We start from the raw sequence: 18,139 nt of genomic DNA on the forward strand, positions 1-18,139 counted from the left end.
CAAGGAGACTGGCATGACCGAGTGGTGGCGCGGCGGAGTGATCTATCAGGTCTATCCGCGCTCGTTTCAGGACAGCAATGGCGACGGCATCGGCGATCTGCCCGGCATCATCCGCCGGCTCGATCATATCGCCAGCCTCGGCGTCGACTGCATCTGGCTCTCGCCCATCACCCAGTCGCCGCAGGCCGATATGGGCTACGATGTCAGTGACTATCGCGAGGTCGATCGAATCTTCGGTTCGCTGCACGATTTCGATAGCCTGATCGAGCAGGCCCATGCACGCGGCCTCAAGGTTATCATGGACCAGGTGGTGAGCCACACCTCGGACCTGCATCCCTGGTTCGAGGAATCGCGCCTCAACCGCACCAATGCCAAGGCCGACTGGTATATCTGGGCCAATCCGCTGCCCGACGGTTCCCCGCCCAACAACTGGCCCGCCGTATTCGGCGGTCGCGCCTGGGAATGGAACCCGACGCGCGGCCAGTATTACATGCACAATTTCCTGGCCAGCCAGCCCGACCTCAACTTCCACAATCCCGATGTCCAGCAGGCCGTGCTCGACGTTATGCGCTTCTGGCTCGAACGTGGCATCGATGGCTTCCGCCTCGATACCGTGAACTACTATTTCCACGACAAGAAGTTGCGCAACAACCCGCCCAACAAGGTCAAGAGCGAGCATCTGGCCTATGCGGTGAATCCCTACGACATGCAGGAGCACAAATTCTCCAAGTCGCAGCCGGAGAATGTCGATTTCCTGCGCCGCGTCCGCACCCTGCTCAACGAATTCCCCGGCGCTACCTCGGTCGGCGAAGTCGGCGACAGCCACAAGTCGGTCGACCTGATGGCCGAATACACCTCGGGCGGCGATACGCTGCACATGTGCTACGGCTTCGATTTTCTCGGGCCGCAATTCACCGCCGCCCACTTCCGCAAATGCATTGAGCAGTTCTTCAAGGCTGGTCCCGATGGCTGGCCATGCTGGAGCTTCTCCAACCACGACGTGCCCCGCCACATGACGCGTTGGGCCAAGCACAGCGCCAAGCCTGCCGATCTCGCCCGCCAATCCGCAGCGCTCGTCCTGAGCCTCAAGGGCTCGGTCTGTCTCTATCAGGGCGAAGAACTCGGCCTGCCTGAAACCGACCTGCTGTTTGAGGAACTGACCGATCCACGCGGCATCCGGTTCTGGCCCGAAGACAAGGGCCGCGATGGCTGCCGTACGCCCATCCCCTGGGACGAGGGCGATGCGCCCAATGGCTTCACCACGGGTATACCCTGGCTGCCGGTCAAATATGCGCAGTCTGCACTCAACGTCGCCAGCCAGAACGCCGACGCGAACTCCACTCTCGCCTTCTACCGGACCATCCTGGCCTGGCGCAAAGATCACCCGGAGCTGCTCGAAGGCGATATCAGCTTCTTCAAAACATCAGAGCCGATCCTCGCCTTCCGCCGCGTCAGCGGCGAAACCGCCATGCTCTGCGTCTTCAACCTGTCCGCGGAACCGCGCGAGGTGAGCGTTGGTGGCCTGACGAAGGACGCTGATGTCGAGACCGTCTCGTCCGGCGCGACACTCGCAGGCAAGACGCTGCAACTAGGCCCCAATGGCTACGCCTTTATTGCGCTGGATGCGACCAGCAAGGCAAAGGTGGCGTACAAGGCGCAAGTGCCATGAGGTGCTCTACCTCGCTCGGAGGGGCGAGGTAACTCCCTACTGCACCCGCTCATACGAATCGGGGTCGAAGAACTGCATCTCCTCGCCGCCTTCCGGCTTGAGCACAAACGCCCGGATGCAGCCGTTCCAGCGCTCCACCCGCGTGGCGTCCACGCCCAGCCGTTGCAGGGCCATCAGATCGAACTGGTTGCGCTCCTGCTCGGTATAAGGCTCGCCGATGCGCAGCCCGAACTCCACCACCATGCCGTTGTCGGTGGCATTGCAGAATAGGGCATGGGCGGGCAGCGTGGCCACCAGGGTCAGGGCAAGTGCGGCAAAGCCGGTGCGGACAAGCATGGCGAGAACTCCGTTCAACCTACTTCTGTGCTGCGATTGCGGCAGCTTCGCGCCGCCGGATCAGCACCACTACGGCGGGAATGGCAAAGCTCAGCATCAGCAGCCGGATCACATGATGGGCGGCGATGAACGCGGTGTCATAGCCGAGCGCTATCCCCAGCGCGCCCATGCCTTCCAGTGCGCCCGGCGCCAGCCCCAGCCAGATCTGGCCGTAGGGCATGTCGACGATCAGGCTGACGCCCCAGGCGATGATGGTGACGATGCCCACTGTCATGGCAGTCGCAATCACACCGCCCTTGGCAGCGGTAATGAACTCGCGCCGCCCAATGCCGGCAAAGCGCGATCCGATCAGCGCGCCGGTCAGGATGAACGTGATCAACACCAGCGGCGCCGGAATGGCCTCGGTGTAGAGCCCGCCCAGCTTGGCCGCTGTCGCAGCCGCCATTGCGCCCAGCACGAAGCCGGCCGGAATCTTGAGCCGCAGGAACACCAGTCCGACCACGGTGCAGACGGCCGCGAGGGCCAGAAGCTGCCAGATGCTGAGGAAATCGGTCGCCACTGGCGCCGGGAAATGATCGATCGGCAGGAAGATTGTGCCGATGGGCACGGCAATGGTCAGCATGAGGATGCGGATCACCTGGATGATCACAATCTGCCGCGCATCGCCGACACCTGACGAGGCAATCCCCATGACGAAGGACAGGTGCCCGGGAAACGAACTGAGATAAGCCGTCCCCGCATCGAGCTTGAACACCCGTGCCAGCATCCACCCCGTCGCCGCGATGATGATCACCAGCTCCAGCGCCAGCGCCGCAATACTGACCGGCCAGCTGGCAATCAGGCTCAGGCTGTCAGGCGCCACGCTGGCACCCATCGACATGCCAATCAGCAAGAACGCCACATCGCGCAACCGATCCGGCATGCCGATCGGCAGACCGAGCATGGCGCCTGCGGTCACCGCAATGACCCCACCCACCATCCAGCTCGCAGGGATGCCCAGGAGCGTGGCAATGCCACCGCCGGCGGCCGACAGGGCGATCGTGATGAGGGTCGGGAGGAGTTTGGAAAAGAGGGATGGAATGGAGGCTGTCATACGTATCTTGCCACGACCTCGTCCTTTGACAGGCTCATGAGGTCTACTCGGAATGCTGAGGTCGAACCACGAGGTCGTGGCACAATCACCCCACCGGCAACGCCCGTTCAGCCAGCCGGACCCAATAGCTCGTGCCCACCGGGATCACTTCGTCATTGAAATCATAGGTATCGGTATGCAGCTCGGAACTGTCGCCATTGCCGAGGAAAATATAGGCCCCCGGCCGCTCTTCCAGCATGAACGAAAAGTCCTCGCCGCCCATTGATGGGGCCACGTCGGCATCCACCCGCTCGGCGCCGGCAATCTCGTTGGCCACCGCAGCCGCGAAGTCGGTCTGCTCCGGCCAGTTGACCGTCACCGGATACCCGCGCGCATAGCGCATCGTGGCTTCAGCGCCGAAACTGCGCGCAAACTGCGGCACAAAATCGCCCAACCGCTGCTCGATCAGGTCCTGGATATCGCCATCCAGCGTCCGCACCGTGCCGGTAATCTTGGCCGTCCGCGAAATCACATTGTCGGCCTCACCCGCCTCCACCATCGTCACCGACAGAACCGCATTGGCCAGTGGGTCCACATTGCGCGACACGATCGATTGCAGGCCGACAATCATGTTGGCGGCCACGATGATGGGGTCGATGGTCGTCTGGGGCCGCGCCGCATGGCCGCCCTGGCCCGTAATGTCGATATAGAACCGGTCCGTCGCCGCCATGATGCCACCGGCGCGAATGCCGAAATGGCCCGTCGGCATGCCCGGCCAATTGTGCATACCGTAGAATTCGGCGATACCGAACTTGTCGACCAGCCCGTCGTCGAGCATGGCCTTGCCACCGGCGCCACCCTCCTCGGCCGGCTGGAAAACCAGCGCGATCCGTCCGTCGAAATTGCGCGTCTCGGCCAGGTACTTAGCCGCACCCAGCAGCATGGCCGTGTGCCCGTCATGCCCGCAGGCATGCATCTTGCCCGGCACGGTCGAGGCATAGTCCTTGCCCGTCTTCTCGGTCACGGGGAGCGCATCCATGTCGGCGCGCAACCCGATCGTCCGGCCACTGGTATTGCTGCGCCCGTTGATGATGCCGACCACACCCGTCCGGCCGATCCCGGTCACCACCTCGTCGACACCGAATTCGCGCAGCTTCTCCGCCACTATTCCCGCCGTCCGCTCGACTTCATAGAGAATTTCCGGATGCGCATGAAAGTCTCGCCGCCAAGCGGCGATTTCCTCGGAGAACTCGGCGATACGGTTGATGACAGGCATAGGAAAGTCCGAAACGGTCAATTCTGGGTCAGTGTCGCTGTCCCAATCGGTAAGGTCAACACTAGCATGGTTTTGTCGAGATGGTGCCACGCCCTCGTGGTTCGTGGTTCGTGGTTCGTGGTTCGTGGTTCGTGGTTCGAGGGTCGCAAGAGCTCCCGCCTCACCATGAGGGCCACTGTGAACTCGGTGTACCAGCAGCCCTCATGGTGAGGTGCGCTTCTTCAGCGCCTCGAACCACGAGGGCGTGGCAACGAACCCTCAGCACCCTTTTCCAACATTGGCCCCAGCCCTAGCCCAATATTCCCCCGGCGCGGCTTGCCCGTACCACCCGATTTTGCCATGACACCGGCAAGTTGCCGGAGAGCCCATGAAAATCCTGGTCGCCATCAAGCGCGTCGTCGATCACAACGTCCGCATCCGGGTCCGCCCTGACGGGACAGGGGTGGAGACGTCGGGCGTGCGCATGTCGATGAACCCGTTCTGCAAGCACGCTGTCGAGGCGGCCGTGCAGCTGGGCGAAGCCGGTCATGGCGACGAGATCGTGGTGGTGTCCATCGGTCCCAAGGCGGCCACAGATGTCATCCTCACCGCCCTCGCCATGGGCGCCCATCGCGGCATCCTTGTTGAGACCGATGCCGAACTCGAAACGCTCGCCATCGCCAAGCTGCTGGCCAAGGTCGTCGCCGAGGAGAACCCGGATATCGTCCTGCTGGGCAAGCAGGCTGTCGACGACGACAGCAATCACGTCGGCCAGATGCTCGCGGCGCTGACCGACCGCCCACAGGCCACCTTCGCCTCCGAGATCAGGGTCGTGGGGCAGGGGCTCGAGGTTGTCAGAGAGGTCGATAGCGGCCGCGAGACGATCGCCATCCCGCTTCCATCAATCGTCACCGCCGACCTGCGCCTCAACACCCCGCGCAATGCCGCCCTGCCCATGGTGATGAAGGCTCGTTCCAAGCCGCTGGCCGTGCGCCCCGTCGCCGAATTCGGCGTGGACCTGACGCCACGTCTTACCATCGAAAAAGTATCCCCGCCGCCGGAACGTATGGCAGGAATAACGGTGGGCTCGGTCGCCGAACTGGCCGCCTTCATCGCGGAAGATGTCTCCCAGATGGAGGCGCTGTGATGAGCGTCCTGCTGATTGCCGACCACGACCGCGGCGCGCTCTCGCCGGCCACGGCCCGCGTTGTCAGCGCGGCGAGCCAACTGGGTCCCATCGACCTGCTCGTCATCGGGCAAGATACCGACACGGTCGCTTCCGCCGCAGCAAAGCTTTCCGGTGTTGCAAAAGTCCTGGTGGCCGAGGGCGTTTCCGCGTCCGATGCAGACACGTCCGTGATCGAAAGGCTGGCTTCCGGGTACCAGTACGTTATCCAATCGGCCGGAAGTGTGGGGAAGGATCGAATGCCCCGCGTCGCCGCCCGGCTCGATCTGATGCCGGTCACCGATGTGGTCGAAATCCTCGGAGCAAACCGTTTCGTCCGCCCGATCTATGCCGGCAACGCGTTCCAGACCGTCACCGACAACCAGATCAGGCACGTGCTGACTATCAGAGCCTCCGCCTTCCGCGCCGCGGCCGGCGGCAACGACGCGCCGATCGAAGTCGTTGATTCGGCAGTCACTTCCGCCGTTCGACTGATCGCCGAGCACCGCACTGAGAGCGACACCCCCGACCTCGCCACCGCACAGATCGTTGTCGGCGGCGGTATCGCCGTCGGTTCGAACTTCCAACTCATTGAATCCCTTGCCAATAGTCTCGGCGCTGCGATCGGCGCCACCCGCGCCGCCGTCGATGCGGGCTATGCCCCCAACGACTGGCAGGTCGGTCAGACCGGCAAGATCATCGCCCCCGATCTCTACATCGCCATTGGCATATCCGGCGCCCTCCAGCACCTCGCCGGCATCCAGGGCGCCAAGAAGATCGTCGCCATAAATAGCGACCCAGATGCGCCGATCGTCAAGCTGGCCGATGTGGCGTTGATCGGCGATCTCTTTGAAATCATTCCGCAATTGATTGCCGAACTCGACAAAGCCGGCCTCAAACACTGACCTTTCGGCGCATTGCAAAAATTGCTGCGCCGCCTATAACAACCCCGCCTCCCCACCGGAACGACCCCAGACATGTTCGAGACCCTCTCCAAGGCCCCCGGCGACAAGATCCTGGCGCTGATGGGCGAATACGCGGCCGATGCCCGCCCCACCAAGATCGACCTCGGCGTCGGCGTCTATAAGGACGAAAAGGGCGTCACCGCCGTGATGACCGCCGTCCGCAAGGCCGAACAGCGCATTCTGGAAAACGAAAAGACCAAGACTTACCTTGGGATAGCCGGCAACAAGGGTTATGGCGCCGCCGTGCTCGACCTGGCTTTGGCCGATAGCGTCGACCGCTCCCGCGTTCGAATCGCCCAGGCCCCAGGCGGCACGGGCTCGCTCTGGGTGCTGATGCAGCTGGTCAACCGCGCCCGCCCAGGCGCCACGGTCTGGGTCTCCGACCCGACCTGGCCCAACCACAACCCGATCGCCGAAAATTCCGGTCTCGTGGTCAAGACCTACCCCTATTTCGACACCGAAACCCGCGGCGTCAAATTCGAGCAAATGCTGGCCACGCTGGATAGGCTCGGCAAGGACGACGTCGTCCTGCTGCATGGCTGCTGCCACAACCCAACTGGCGCAAATCTCACGCCCGGTCAATGGGATAATGTCGCTGCCAGCCTCGCCCGATCAGGCGCTTTGCCCTTCATCGACCTGGCCTATCTCGGCTTCGGCGATGGCCTACTCGAGGACGCTTATGGCACCCGCAAGGTCATCGCTTCGGTGCCCGAAGCGCTCATCGCCTTCTCGGGTTCCAAGAATTTCGGCCTCTACCGCGAACGCGTCGGCGCCGCCATTCTGATTGCCAAGGATGCCGCACAGGCCGATATCGCCCAGTCGCAACTGCTCAACATCATCCGCGGCGCTTATAGCCAGCCGCCCGATCATGGCGCCGAAATCATCCGCACCATCCTCGAGGATGCCGAACTGCGCGCTGAATGGGAAACCGAGCTCAACGCCATGCGCGGCCGCATGATCCGACTGCGCGAGAAGCTGAGTGAAGCCATCCGCCAGCGGTCAAATTCGAAAGATTTCGACTTCATCGCAACCCATCGCGGCATGTTTTCGCTTTTGGGCCAGGATAACGCCTTCGTCGAACATCTTAAGGCCAACAACGGCATCTATATGATTGGTGACAGTCGCATCAATGTCGCCGGCATACCGGAAGATCGCGTCGGCGAACTGGCCGACGCATTCCTTGCCGCCATCAAATAGCGCCAGCAATTGGCCTTGCGGCAAGTGATTGCCGTGCTACATCTTTTGCCTAAAGGGCAAGCCCAAAGGACCTAGGAGGGAACCATGAAGTTCTTCGTCGATACTGCGGAAATCAAGGACATCAAGGAGCTCTATGCGACCGGTCTCCTCGACGGCGTCACCACCAATCCATCGCTGATTGCCAAGTCGGGCCGCGACTTCAAGGAAGTCATCGCCGAGATCTGCGCGCTGGTCCCCGGCCCGGTTTCGGCCGAAGTCGCCTCGCTTGAATATGAGGGCATGGTTGCCGAAGGCGAGCACCTCGCCAAGATCGCATCCAACGTCGTCATCAAGCTGCCGCTGACGCTCAATGGCCTCAAGGCCACCAAGTACTTCCACGACAAGGGCATCAAGACCAACGTCACGCTGTGTTTCTCGGCCAACCAGGCGCTGCTGGCTGCCAAGGTCGGCGCGACCTATATCTCGCCGTTCCTGGGTCGTCTCGATGACATCAACCTCGATGGCGTCGAGCTGATCGAGAACATCCGCACCATCTATGACAACTACCAGTTCGAGACCCAGATCCTGTCGGCCTCGATCCGCTCGCCCAACCACGTGACCCAGGTCGCGCTGGCCGGTTCGGACGTTGCCACCATCCCGCCCGACGTAATCCGCAAGCTGGCCAACCACCCGCTGACCAATGCCGGCATTGAAGGCTTCCTGAAGGACTGGAAAGCCACGGGCCAGTCGATCCTTTAGGATCGCGTCGTCCGACATTGAACACCCGGAAGACCTCTCCCTCGGGTGAGGTCTTCTGCTTTTGTGGGGGCTCGCATGGCCGATACCGAACTTGCCGCTGCCATAAAGTCCGCGCTTGCCGCCGTCGAAATCCCCGGCGGCGGTGACCTTGCCGGCTATGCCGGCCTTTCCGACATCATCGTCACCTCAGGTGCCGTCGCCTTCGCTATTGCGGTCGCTCCGGGCATGGAAGCCGCCTTCGGCCCGGCCCGCGAGCAGGCCGCTGCCGTGACGCAAAAGATCGCTGGCACGCGCAAGGTGATGGTCTCGCTCACCGGCGGGAAAGCGCCACCAAAGGCCGGTCCGACCTTCTCGCATGGCAAGCCGGTACCTGCAGGCAAGACCCCGGTGACTGGAATCAAGCACATCATCGCCGTTGGTTCGGGTAAGGGCGGCGTCGGGAAATCCACCACCGCGGTCAATATCGCGCTGGCGCTCCAGGCCGAGGGCTTGCGCACTGGCATCCTCGATGCCGACCTTTATGGCCCCTCCATTCCAAAGCTACTCGGACTTGAAGGCCAGCCCGCCATTCGCGACGATGGCATATTCTCCCCGCATGAGGCCTTTGGCCTCAAGGCGATGTCCATCGGCTCCATGTTGGTCAAGGACCAGGCCGTTGTCTGGCGTGGCCCCATGGCGACTTCGGCGCTGCGCCAACTGCTGCGCGAAACCGATTGGGGCGAACTCGATATCCTCGTCATCGACCTGCCTCCCGGCACGGGCGATATCCATATTTCGCTGTTCCAGCAGGCCGAGGTCGACGGCGTCGTCATCGTCTCGACCCCGCAGGATCTGGCGTTGATCGATGCCAAGAAGGCCATCGACATGTTGCCGCGTTTCGGTGTGCCCATACTCGGCCTGGTCGAAAACATGAGCTACTTCATCGCTCCCGATACCGGCACACGCTACGACATCTTCGGCTCCGGCGGCGCCGAGCGCGCCGCTGCCGACATGAACATGCCTTTCCTTGGTGCAATCCCGCTCGTCATGTCGATCCGCGAAGGCTCCGACGCCGGCCGCCCGCCAGTGGCAGCCAATCCCAGTGGTCCCGAGGCAGATGCCTTCCGCGCCATTGCTCGGCAGATACTGGCAAACACTCCAGGGTTGAGATCATGATGAGGGCATTGATTTTGTGGGTTCAAGGGCTTCTCGGCTTTCGGTCGAAGCCTATCAGGCGCGATGATCCATTCGCGGTATTTGAGGAGTGGAGTACCGAGGCCGACAGGCGAGCTTACCGAGACCTTTAGAGGCCCGCGCAGGGAGCCGTCGACTTTCTGCAATCGATTGCGTAAATCGATTGCATCGGCTATCTGGCTTCTCCAAACACGGCGAAAGCGCCGGCCAGAGGAGCGTCCATGTTCTCGATCAACCGTAAGGATTTCGGTCCGGATTTCACCTTTGGTGTCGCCACCGCCGCCTACCAGATCGAGGGCGGCCAGCGCGATGGCCGCGGCACGTCGATCTGGGATACGTTCTCGTCCACGCCAGGCAATGTCCATAATGGCGATACCGGCATCAATGCCTGCAACCACTACGAACTCTGGCCGCAGGATCTGGACCTGATCCGCGATGGCGGCTTCGACGGCTATCGCTTTTCCTTCGCCTGGCCGCGGCTGATCCCCGAAGGCACAGGTCAGGTCAACCAAGCCGGCCTCGACTTCTATGACCGTCTCGTCGACGGCATGCTCGAACGCGGCCTAAAGCCCTATGCCACGCTCTACCATTGGGACCTGCCGTCGGCCCTGCAGGACAAGGGCGGCTGGATGAATCGTGATATTGCCAGCTGGTTCGGCGACTACGCCGCGCTCATCGCCCAAAAATTCGGCGATCGCCTGCATGCCACCGCCACCATCAACGAGCCGTGGTGCGTGGCTTTCCTCAGCCACTATCTGGGCATCCACGCGCCGGGCTATCGCGACATGCGCGCCGCAGCCCGTGCGATGCACCATGTGCTCTTCGCCCACGGCACGGCCATCGACGCCCTGCGTGCGAATGGCGCCAAGAACCTGGGCATCGTGCTCAACCTCGAAAAGTCCGAAGCCGCGTCCGACAAGCCAGAAGATCTGGCGGCCATGGATCTCGGCGATGCCTTGTTCAACCGCTGGTATCTTGGCGGCGTGCTCAAGGGACAGTATCCGGAGGTCGTCACCACCTGGCTGGGCGATAACCTGCCTGCCGGCTATCAGAACGACATGGAAGTGGTGTCCCGTCCGCTCGATTGGCTGGGCATCAATTACTACACCCGCGGACTCTACAAGGCCGGCACCGACGGCAGCCCGATCGAACAGGTCAAGGGTCCGCTGGAAAAGACCGATATCGGCTGGGAAATCTACCCCAAAGGCCTCAGCGACCTGCTGGTCCGCGTCTCCAACGACTATACCAAGATCCCGCTCTATGTGACCGAGAACGGCATGGCCGAAGTCGAGGGCAATGACGACCCGCGTCGCGTGCGCTACTACGAGGACCACCTGCAGGCCGTTTTGGCTGCGCGGGAGCAGGGCGCCGATGTGCGCGGCTATTTCGCCTGGTCGCTGCTCGACAACTACGAATGGGCCGAGGGCTACAACAAGCGCTTCGGAATCGTCCATGTCGACTACGAAACCCAACAGCGGACGCCGAAGTCGAGCTATCACGCCTTCCAGGGCATGCTGCACAATACGCGTTGACGCGGCTTGCTTTTGCGTCCGGGTTCGCGCGAGGGTGTTCGCGCGTAAACCTGGATGCTTCTTGCCTTGAGTGATTTCGAAGACCTCGACCCAGACCTGATGCGCCTTGACCGCATGCTGGATGCCTTGGGCGACGACGCCATGGTGCTGGGGCAACTCGACGGATACCTGTGCGGGATCATCGTGTCGCCACAGGAGATCGACGAAGCTGAATGGCTGCCGGGCGTATTCGGGGTCGAGGTGACCAATACGGGCGACGCCGCCATGCTCGGCGTCGATATGGCGGAGCTCTCCCAACTCATACTCGCCCGTCGCGATGCCATCACTGCTGAATTGGCCGCGGACCGCTACCAGCCGCTTTACGACGTCGACGGTGATGACGTTCTCTGGGAAATCTGGCTCGATGGCTTCGAGCAGGCCATGGGCCTGCGCCTCCGCAGCTGGGAAAAGCTGCTGCAGAGCCACAAGGAATCGCGCGCCCAGGAGGCGGCGTTCGGCATCACCGACCTGCTCGCCGTCAGCGATCCCCGGATGCCGGAGGCAGAGCGGAACGATCCCGCGATTGCCAACCTGATCCGGGAGGCTCCAGGCATCATCCCGCGTTTGGCCGGCGAACTTTATCGCGCCCATCGCCTGGCCGCGCCCCAGGCGCCCCTGCGCGTTGCTTCAACAGGGCGCAATGACCCGTGCCCCTGCGGCTCGGGCTTCAAATACAAGCGCTGCCATGGCGCCTGAACACCCGTTTTCCCGGAGACGACCATGTCTGCCATATCGATGATGACCGAGCCCAAGACTGTCGAGGATGCTGCTATCGACAGGGATTGGTGGCGCGGTGCGGTGATCTACCAGATCTACCCGCGCTCCTTTCAGGACCAGAATGGTGATGGCGTCGGCGATCTGGTCGGTATCACCAGCCGCCTGGACTACGTCGCCGATCTGGGCGTCGATGCCATCTGGTTGTCGCCGGTCTTCACCAGCCCGATGAAGGATTTCGGCTACGACGTTTCCGACTACCGGGGCATCGACCCCAGCTTCGGCACGCTGGAAGACTTCGATCGCCTTGTGCAGAAGGCCCATTCGCTCGGCCTCAAGGTTATCGTCGACCAAGTGATTTCGCACTCGTCCGACAAGCATCCCTGGTTCTCGGAAAGCCGTCAGAACCGCACCAATGCCCGCTCGGACTGGTATGTTTGGGCCGATCCCAATCCCGACGGCACGCCGCCCAATAACTGGCTCTCGATCTTTGGTGGCTCGGCCTGGCAGTGGGATTCCAGGCGCATGCAGTATTACATGCACAATTTCCTGGTCTCCCAGCCTGACCTCAACTTCCACAACCCCGAAGTGCAGGACGCGCTGCTCGGCGACATGCGCTTCTGGCTCGAGCGCGGCGTCGATGGCTTCCGCCTCGACACTGTGAACTTCTACTTCCACTCGACGGGTCTGGAATCCAACCCAGTCGTCAGGCCCGAGGATTTCAATGCCTCGACCGCTCCGGCAGTGAATCCCTACAATTTCCAGGAGCACCTGTTCGACAAGTCGCGCCCGGAAAACCTCGATTTCCTCAAGCGCCTGCGCGCCATGATGGACGAATATCCGGGCACAACCACCGTTGGTGAAATCGGCGACAGCCAGCACCAGCTTGAAATCATGGCGCAATACACGTCAGGCGAAGATCGCCTGCACATGGCCTATACATTCGATTATCTGGGCGGCGAGTTCTCCGCCAAGCACTTCCGCGATTCAATCGCTGCCACCGAAGCCGGCGCGCCGGATGGCTGGATCTGCCTCGCCTTCTCCAACCACGACGTGGTCCGCCATGTCAGCCGCTGGGCCACCCACGGGCAGGAGGCTGCCTTCACCCGTCTCGCTGCCACGCTGATCCTGGCCATGCGCGGCTCGGTCTGCCTCTATCAGGGCGAGGAACTGGGTCTCAAGGAGGCTGAACTGGCTTTCGAGGATCTGGTCGATCCCTATGGCATCGAATTCTGGCCGCAGTTCAAGGGCCGCGACGGCTGCCGCACGCCCATGGTCTGGCAGGCCCACGCCTCCAACGGCGCCTTCTCCACCGCCAACAAGACCTGGCTCCCTGTGCCCGCCGAACACCTTGTTCACGCCGTGGATACCCAGGACAAGGTCGACGGTTCGGTGCTCGAATTCTACCGCGCGCTGCTCCAGTTCCGGAAAGCTCACCCGGCACTGGCCAAGGGCACCATCGAACTGGTCGATGCCATCAATCCGGACGTACTGGCCTTCATCCGCGTGCATGAGAGCGAGCGCCTGCTCTGCGTGTTCAATATGAGCGAGGCAGCGGCAGAATTCGCCGTGCCGGCAGGGCTGGCTCCGGCCGCCGCCGGCTGCCCTGGCGTCCGGGCGGCCGTGATCGATGGTGAAATCGATCTGGAGCCATTCGGGGCCTATATCGGCGTGCTGTAAGAATAATGCGGGCCAGGTGGAACCAAATCCATCCGGCCTGCTTCCCTCCCTGTTATCGGGAGGAAACACAATCATGAAATCTCTGCTGACCACCCTGGCCGTCGCCGGGGCGCTCGCCATGTCTGCGCCCTCGTTTGCCCAGGACTTTCCCAACAAGCCCATCAACCTGGTCGTGCCCTTCGCTGCCGGCGGCTCGACTGACCTGGTGGGCCGTGTTGTCGCCGAGGCCATGAGCGCCCAGCTCGGCCAGCAGGTGCTTGTCGTCAACCAGGCCGGCGCCGGTGGGGTCCTTGGTGCGACTGCCGTGGCCGATGCGCCGCCAGATGGCTACACCATCCTCATGGGCACCATCGCCACCCACGCCCTCAGTGCCTCGCTCTACGCCACGCCGCCCTTCGATCCATCGGCCGATTTCGCGCCGATCTCGCTGCTGGTGACGGTGCCGAACGTGCTGCTGGTGAACCCCGACTTCCCGGCCAACACGGTGGAAGAGCTGATTGCCAAGCTCAAGTCCGAGCCGGAGACCCACGCCTATGCCTCATCGGGCAACGGCACGCCGCTGCATCTTTCGGGCGAGCTGTTCAAGTCCATGACGTCAACCGACATGGTGCATGTGCCCTATCAAGGCTCAGGTCCCGCACTTGTCGACGCGCTCTCCGGCGCCGTCCCGATCATCTTCGACAATCTGCCCTCGGCAACCGAGCACATGAAGGCCGGCACTCTGCGCCCGCTCGCCGTCACCACGCTCGAACGGGCCGCCAGCTTCCCTGATGTGCCGACCATGGATGAGGCCGGCGTCCCGGGCTACGAGACCAACACCTGGAACGCGCTGTTTGCTCCGACGGGCACCCCGCCCGAGGTGTTGGCCAAGCTGAATGAAGCCGCCGTGGCGGCGGTAAGCGATCCCGCGGTGAAGGAGCGCCTTGCTGGCGTTGGTGCCATCGTGGTGGGCTCCACGGCGGAAGAACTGGCGGCGCATGTCGCGTCCGAAGTCGCGCGCTGGAAGCCGGTGATCGAGGCGGCCGGGGTGACGATCCAGTAGGACATGCCCCACCCACCGGGCGTCACCCTCGGGCTTGACCCAAGGGTCCTGTACTTACTGGACGCTCCGCAAGTATAGAGCCCTCGGGTCAGGCCCGAGGGTGACGATCGAGTGTGGCTGACGCGATGGTGCCAATCTCCGGCAATCGCGCCCCGACCAGCTCCCGCGTCAGCCGGTGCTGCGGTCGGGCGAAGATTTCCGCCGGCTTGCCCGCTTCGACGATTTTACCCGCCTCCATCACCAGCACGCGATCCGCCATGGCGCGCACCATGTCGAGGTCGTGGCTGATGATGAGGTAGGTCAGCCCGAAATCGGCCTGCAATCGGGCCAGCAGCGCCAGCACCTCGCCGCGCACCGACACGTCCAGGGCCGATACCGGCTCGTCCAGCACCAGCAGTTTCGGCCGCGTCACCAGCGCCCGTGCAATGGCCAACCGCTGCCGCTGCCCGCCCGAAAATTCATGCGGGTAGCGCTCGAGCATATCGGCGTGGAGGCCCACGGCCTCGACGGCCTCCTCCAGCCGCGCCCGTACCGTGTCGAGCTGCAGACCCGGCTCCAGCCGCAGCGGCTCGGCCAAAGAATCCCCGATCGTCCGCCGCGGATTGAAGCTGCCGAACGGGTCCTGGAACACCAGCGACACGTCGCGCCGCAGCGCCTTGGGCAGGTCCGATCCGTGATAGGGCACGCCGTCGAGCCGCACCTCGCCAGAGGTCGCCTTGTCCAGCCCGACAATGATCTTGGCCAAAGTGGTCTTGCCACAGCCCGATGGCCCCACCAGCGCCAGGCATTCCGCTGCGGCCACCGAGAAGCTCACCTGGTTTACCGCCCGCAGAGGTTTCTGACCCCACCACAGGGCGCCACCCTGCCTGTAGTCCCGGGTGATCTTGTCCACTTCCAGCAGCGTCGTTCCGATCGGCGGCCGCGACAGCGGACGGATATCGAAGCGCGACGCCGCCACCAGTTTCTGGGTATAGACCTGCCGCGGCGCCGAGAAGACTGACGTCGCCAGTCCCGTTTCGACCAGCTTGCCGCGATGCATTACCGCCACCCGCGAACACAGCGCGCCGACCGCCTTGAGGTCGTGGCTGATGAATAGCAGGGCCATATGCCGGCGCTCGCAGATCTCCGCGATCAGGTCGAGCACCTTGCGCTGGGTGATTAGATCGAGCGCCGAGGTTGGCTCGTCGGCGATTAGCAGGTCCGGCTCGCTGGCCAGCGCCATGGCGATCATCACTCGCTGGCGCTGCCCGCCCGATAATTGGTGCGGAAAGCGCTCGCCATGGCGATGCTCGAGGCCCACTTCGGTCAGCAGCGCATCGACCTCAGTGCCGGCGTCATTGAGCCGGATCGCCTCTTCGATCTGATCGCCGACGCGCATCAGCGGATTTAGCGCCGTCATCGGCTCCTGGAACACCATGCCGATACGTTTGCCGCGCAGCCGCGCCATCTCGCGCTCCGACGAGGGCAGGGGGGTGCCATCGAAGGCGATGCTCCCACCCATCCTGGCGCCTTCGGGCAAAAGCCCCGTTACCGCCAGCGCCGTCAGCGTCTTGCCCGAGCCGCTTTCACCGATAATGCCGAAGCGCTCGCCCCGCTGCAGCGTAAGGCTCACATCGCTGACCGCTTCGGTCGCCCCGAAGCGCACGGAAAGTCCGGAAACCTTAAGCAAGGACATTGGTCTGTCCCTGCCGCAGGCGTGGATCGATGGCATCGCGCAGCCCATCGCCGGCAATGTTGAGCGCGATGACGATGAGCACGATGGCCAGACCAGGGATCAGCGTCAGAAGCGGATGGATCAGGAACAGGCCCTGCGCGTCACGCAGCATCAGGCCCAGGCTGGTGGCTGGCGGCTGGGTGCCCCACCCGAGATAGGAGAGCCCGGCTTCCGCCAGGATTCCCAGCGAGAGCTGAATTGTGCCCTGCACGATGAGGAGGCTCATGATGTTGGGCAGCAGGTGCCGCCAGGCGATCATGGCATTGCCCAACCCGGCGAGCCGCCCCGCCGCGACGAAGTCGAGCGTTGCCACGCTCAGCGCCCCACCGCGCGCCACGCGGGCGAAGACCGGAATGTTGAAGATGCCGATGGCGATGATGGCATTGATGGCACCAGCCCCGAACAAGGTGGTGATCAGGATGGCCACGATGATCGAGGGGAAGGCAAAGACGAAATCGCTGAACCGTAGCACCAGCCACTCGACCGGCCCACCCCAGGCCGCTGCGGCCAAGCCCAGCGGCACGCCGATGCCCGCGCCGATTGCCACGGCCAGTGCTGCCACGAGAAAGCTGGTGAAGGTGCCTGACATGACCAGCGAAGCCATGTCACGACCCAGGTTGTCTGTCCCCAGCCAATGCTCCGGCGTTGGCGGCAGGAAGCGACGCCCGATATCGATCTGCTCGATCGGAAAGGGCGTCCAGACCAGCGAGACAAGGCCCAGCAGCGCAAAGACCAATGTGCCCAACAGGCCGATGACAAGGCTCGGGTGGGCGAGCAGCCGTCTCATGGACTGCTCCTGTCGCGCAGGCGGGGATCGACCAAAGCATAGGCGATGTCGGTCAGGAGCATGGTGGCGGTCACCGCGATAACAAGAATGATCGTCGCGCTCCGCACCAGGATCAGGTCGCGCTCGGAAATCGCGGTCCGGATCAGTTGGCCGAGACCCGGCAGATAGAACACATTCTCGACGATGATCGTGCCGGCCACAAGGAACGCGAACTGTAGCCCGAGAATGGTCAGCACCGGCAGCAGCGCATTGCGCACGCCATGCCGCCACACCGCCTCGCCCATGGTCAGACCCTTGGCCCGCGCCGTGCGGATGAAATCCTGCCCGGTCACGTCGACCAGAGCGGTGCGCATTACGCGCGCCAGGATGGACGCTTGTGGGAGGGCCAGTGCCAGGCTGGGCAGGATCAGACCGCGAAAGGCGAGGCCGGGATTCTCGTCCCAGGGCGTAAAGCCGCCCGGCGGCAGCCAGCGCAGCACCACGGCGAACAGCAGGGTCAGCAGCATGCCGAACCAGAAATTGGGGATGGCAACGCCCATCTGCGCCAGCACCATCAGCCCGGTATCGAGCGCCTTGCCACGGCGTCGGGCCGCGAGGATTCCCAGCGGCAGGCCGACGGCAATCGAGATGATCATGGCAAACACCGCCAGCGGCAGGGTGACTCCCAGCCGCTCCCAGATCAACTGCGCCACGGGCGCACGCTGCGTATAGCTCTGGCCGAAATCGCCCTGCAGCATGCCCAGGACCCAGCTGAGGAACCGCTCATGCGCCGGCGCATCGAGGCCCATCCGCGTACGCAAGTTGGCAACGGCCTCCGGCGTCGCCGTGATGCCCAGGATGAACTGCGCCGGATCGCCCGGCAGCAGATCAAGCAGCCAGAAGATGACGAGGGCCGCGACGAAGAGGGTAACTGCAAAGCCGAGGAAGCGGCGGAGGACGAAGAGGATCACTGATGGGGCAGGGGCGAAGGGCCCCCCCTCCGAGCGTCGCTAGGCGCTGTGCGCCAAGCTTTGCTTGCCTCCCCCACAAGGGGGGAGGTGAATTCTGTGGTTGTAACGGGA

The 18,139-nt window shown here is 63.3% G+C and carries 16 protein-coding genes; 10 read left to right on the forward strand and 6 right to left on the reverse strand.

The window, feature by feature from the left end:
- Positions 1-13: 13 nt before the first annotated feature.
- On the forward strand, positions 14-1,669 hold the full coding sequence (locus tag IM737_RS17350) for an alpha-glucosidase (RefSeq protein ID WP_236896134.1): 1,656 nt from the start codon (positions 14-16) through the stop codon (positions 1,667-1,669).
- Between the two features lie 36 nt (positions 1,670-1,705).
- Here IM737_RS17350 and IM737_RS17355 read toward each other — a convergent pair whose 3' ends face one another.
- The 3 genes from IM737_RS17355 to IM737_RS17365 all read right to left on the reverse strand — a co-directional run bounded on the left by IM737_RS17355 (position 1,706) and on the right by IM737_RS17365 (position 4,353).
- A complete protein-coding gene (locus tag IM737_RS17355) occupies positions 1,706-2,005 on the reverse strand; it encodes a hypothetical protein (RefSeq protein WP_236896136.1) in 300 nt (99 codons plus the stop codon).
- A 19-nt stretch (positions 2,006-2,024) separates the two neighbouring features.
- A complete protein-coding gene (locus IM737_RS17360; protein WP_236896137.1) occupies positions 2,025-3,098 on the reverse strand; it encodes an AbrB family transcriptional regulator in 1,074 nt (357 codons plus the stop codon).
- A gap of 85 nt (positions 3,099-3,183) precedes the next feature.
- Complete coding sequence (locus tag IM737_RS17365; RefSeq protein ID WP_236896139.1) at positions 3,184-4,353, reverse strand: M20 aminoacylase family protein; 1,170 nt, start codon at positions 4,351-4,353, stop codon at positions 3,184-3,186.
- 367 nt (positions 4,354-4,720) lie between these two features.
- On the opposite strand from IM737_RS17365, the gene IM737_RS17370 reads away from it, so the two are divergent.
- The 9 genes from IM737_RS17370 to IM737_RS17410 all read left to right on the forward strand — a co-directional run bounded on the left by IM737_RS17370 (position 4,721) and on the right by IM737_RS17410 (position 14,577).
- A complete protein-coding gene (locus tag IM737_RS17370; RefSeq protein ID WP_236896140.1) occupies positions 4,721-5,479 on the forward strand; it encodes an electron transfer flavoprotein subunit beta/FixA family protein in 759 nt (252 codons plus the stop codon).
- On the forward strand, positions 5,479-6,402 hold the full coding sequence (locus tag IM737_RS17375) for an electron transfer flavoprotein subunit alpha/FixB family protein (protein WP_236896141.1): 924 nt from the start codon (positions 5,479-5,481) through the stop codon (positions 6,400-6,402). The genes IM737_RS17370 and IM737_RS17375 overlap by 1 nt, the downstream gene beginning before the upstream one ends.
- Before the next feature lie 72 nt (positions 6,403-6,474).
- On the forward strand, positions 6,475-7,659 hold the full coding sequence (locus IM737_RS17380; RefSeq protein WP_236896143.1) for an amino acid aminotransferase: 1,185 nt from the start codon (positions 6,475-6,477) through the stop codon (positions 7,657-7,659).
- 84 nt (positions 7,660-7,743) lie between these two features.
- Positions 7,744-8,397, forward strand: a complete 654-nt coding sequence (fsa, locus tag IM737_RS17385) for a fructose-6-phosphate aldolase (RefSeq protein ID WP_236896145.1) — start codon at positions 7,744-7,746, stop codon at positions 8,395-8,397.
- Positions 8,398-8,472: 75 nt separating this feature from the next.
- Positions 8,473-9,552 (forward strand): Mrp/NBP35 family ATP-binding protein, encoded by a 1,080-nt coding sequence (locus tag IM737_RS17390; RefSeq protein ID WP_236896146.1) that lies wholly within the window; start codon positions 8,473-8,475, stop codon positions 9,550-9,552.
- A gap of 239 nt (positions 9,553-9,791) precedes the next feature.
- Positions 9,792-11,102 (forward strand): GH1 family beta-glucosidase, encoded by a 1,311-nt coding sequence (locus IM737_RS17395; protein WP_236896148.1) that lies wholly within the window; start codon positions 9,792-9,794, stop codon positions 11,100-11,102.
- Between the two features lie 66 nt (positions 11,103-11,168).
- The gene (locus tag IM737_RS17400; RefSeq protein WP_236896150.1) at positions 11,169-11,837 is read left to right on the forward strand and encodes a UPF0149 family protein; all 669 of its coding nucleotides are present in this window, start codon (positions 11,169-11,171) and stop codon (positions 11,835-11,837) included.
- Between the two features lie 24 nt (positions 11,838-11,861).
- Positions 11,862-13,535: a beta-galactosidase BglA gene (gene bglA / locus IM737_RS17405; protein ID WP_236896152.1), complete on the forward strand. Its 1,674-nt coding sequence runs from the start codon at positions 11,862-11,864 to the stop codon at positions 13,533-13,535.
- A 73-nt stretch (positions 13,536-13,608) separates the two neighbouring features.
- A complete protein-coding gene (locus IM737_RS17410; protein WP_236896154.1) occupies positions 13,609-14,577 on the forward strand; it encodes a Bug family tripartite tricarboxylate transporter substrate binding protein in 969 nt (322 codons plus the stop codon).
- 88 nt (positions 14,578-14,665) lie between these two features.
- Here the strand turns inward: IM737_RS17410 and IM737_RS17415 are convergent, their stop codons facing one another.
- Genes IM737_RS17415 through IM737_RS17425 form a run of 3 tightly spaced genes read right to left on the reverse strand, consistent with a single transcriptional unit; the run spans position 14,666 to position 18,028 of the window.
- The gene (locus tag IM737_RS17415) at positions 14,666-16,252 is read right to left on the reverse strand and encodes a dipeptide ABC transporter ATP-binding protein (RefSeq protein ID WP_236896156.1); all 1,587 of its coding nucleotides are present in this window, start codon (positions 16,250-16,252) and stop codon (positions 14,666-14,668) included.
- Positions 16,239-17,078 carry an ABC transporter permease gene (locus tag IM737_RS17420; protein WP_236896158.1) on the reverse strand — a complete coding sequence of 280 codons (840 nt, stop codon included), beginning with the start codon at positions 17,076-17,078 and terminating at the stop codon, positions 16,239-16,241. The genes IM737_RS17415 and IM737_RS17420 overlap by 14 nt, the downstream gene beginning before the upstream one ends.
- Positions 17,075-18,028, reverse strand: a complete 954-nt coding sequence (locus IM737_RS17425; protein WP_236896160.1) for an ABC transporter permease — start codon at positions 18,026-18,028, stop codon at positions 17,075-17,077. The genes IM737_RS17420 and IM737_RS17425 overlap by 4 nt, the downstream gene beginning before the upstream one ends.
- Positions 18,029-18,139 lie beyond the last annotated feature (111 nt).

Origin of the sequence: Devosia sp. SL43 (assembly GCF_021729885.1) — a bacterium.
Lineage (GTDB): Bacteria > Pseudomonadota > Alphaproteobacteria > Rhizobiales > Devosiaceae > Devosia.

What these genes read in the sequence shown, in the direction of transcription:
- IM737_RS17350 (WP_236896134.1), top strand. Translation starts at nt 14, where the DNA reads ATGACCGAGTGGTGGCGCGGCGGAGTGATCTATCAGGTCTATCCGCGC.
- IM737_RS17355 (WP_236896136.1), bottom strand. Translation starts at nt 2,005, where the DNA reads ATGCTTGTCCGCACCGGCTTTGCCGCACTTGCCCTGACCCTGGTGGCC.
- IM737_RS17360 (WP_236896137.1), bottom strand. Translation starts at nt 3,098, where the DNA reads ATGACAGCCTCCATTCCATCCCTCTTTTCCAAACTCCTCCCGACCCTC.
- IM737_RS17365 (WP_236896139.1), bottom strand. Translation starts at nt 4,353, where the DNA reads ATGCCTGTCATCAACCGTATCGCCGAGTTCTCCGAGGAAATCGCCGCT.
- IM737_RS17370 (WP_236896140.1), top strand. Translation starts at nt 4,721, where the DNA reads ATGAAAATCCTGGTCGCCATCAAGCGCGTCGTCGATCACAACGTCCGC.
- IM737_RS17375 (WP_236896141.1), top strand. Translation starts at nt 5,479, where the DNA reads ATGAGCGTCCTGCTGATTGCCGACCACGACCGCGGCGCGCTCTCGCCG.
- IM737_RS17380 (WP_236896143.1), top strand. Translation starts at nt 6,475, where the DNA reads ATGTTCGAGACCCTCTCCAAGGCCCCCGGCGACAAGATCCTGGCGCTG.
- fsa (WP_236896145.1), top strand. Translation starts at nt 7,744, where the DNA reads ATGAAGTTCTTCGTCGATACTGCGGAAATCAAGGACATCAAGGAGCTC.
- IM737_RS17390 (WP_236896146.1), top strand. Translation starts at nt 8,473, where the DNA reads ATGGCCGATACCGAACTTGCCGCTGCCATAAAGTCCGCGCTTGCCGCC.
- IM737_RS17395 (WP_236896148.1), top strand. Translation starts at nt 9,792, where the DNA reads ATGTTCTCGATCAACCGTAAGGATTTCGGTCCGGATTTCACCTTTGGT.
- bglA (WP_236896152.1), top strand. Translation starts at nt 11,862, where the DNA reads ATGTCTGCCATATCGATGATGACCGAGCCCAAGACTGTCGAGGATGCT.
- IM737_RS17410 (WP_236896154.1), top strand. Translation starts at nt 13,609, where the DNA reads ATGAAATCTCTGCTGACCACCCTGGCCGTCGCCGGGGCGCTCGCCATG.
- IM737_RS17415 (WP_236896156.1), bottom strand. Translation starts at nt 16,252, where the DNA reads ATGTCCTTGCTTAAGGTTTCCGGACTTTCCGTGCGCTTCGGGGCGACC.
- IM737_RS17420 (WP_236896158.1), bottom strand. Translation starts at nt 17,078, where the DNA reads ATGAGACGGCTGCTCGCCCACCCGAGCCTTGTCATCGGCCTGTTGGGC.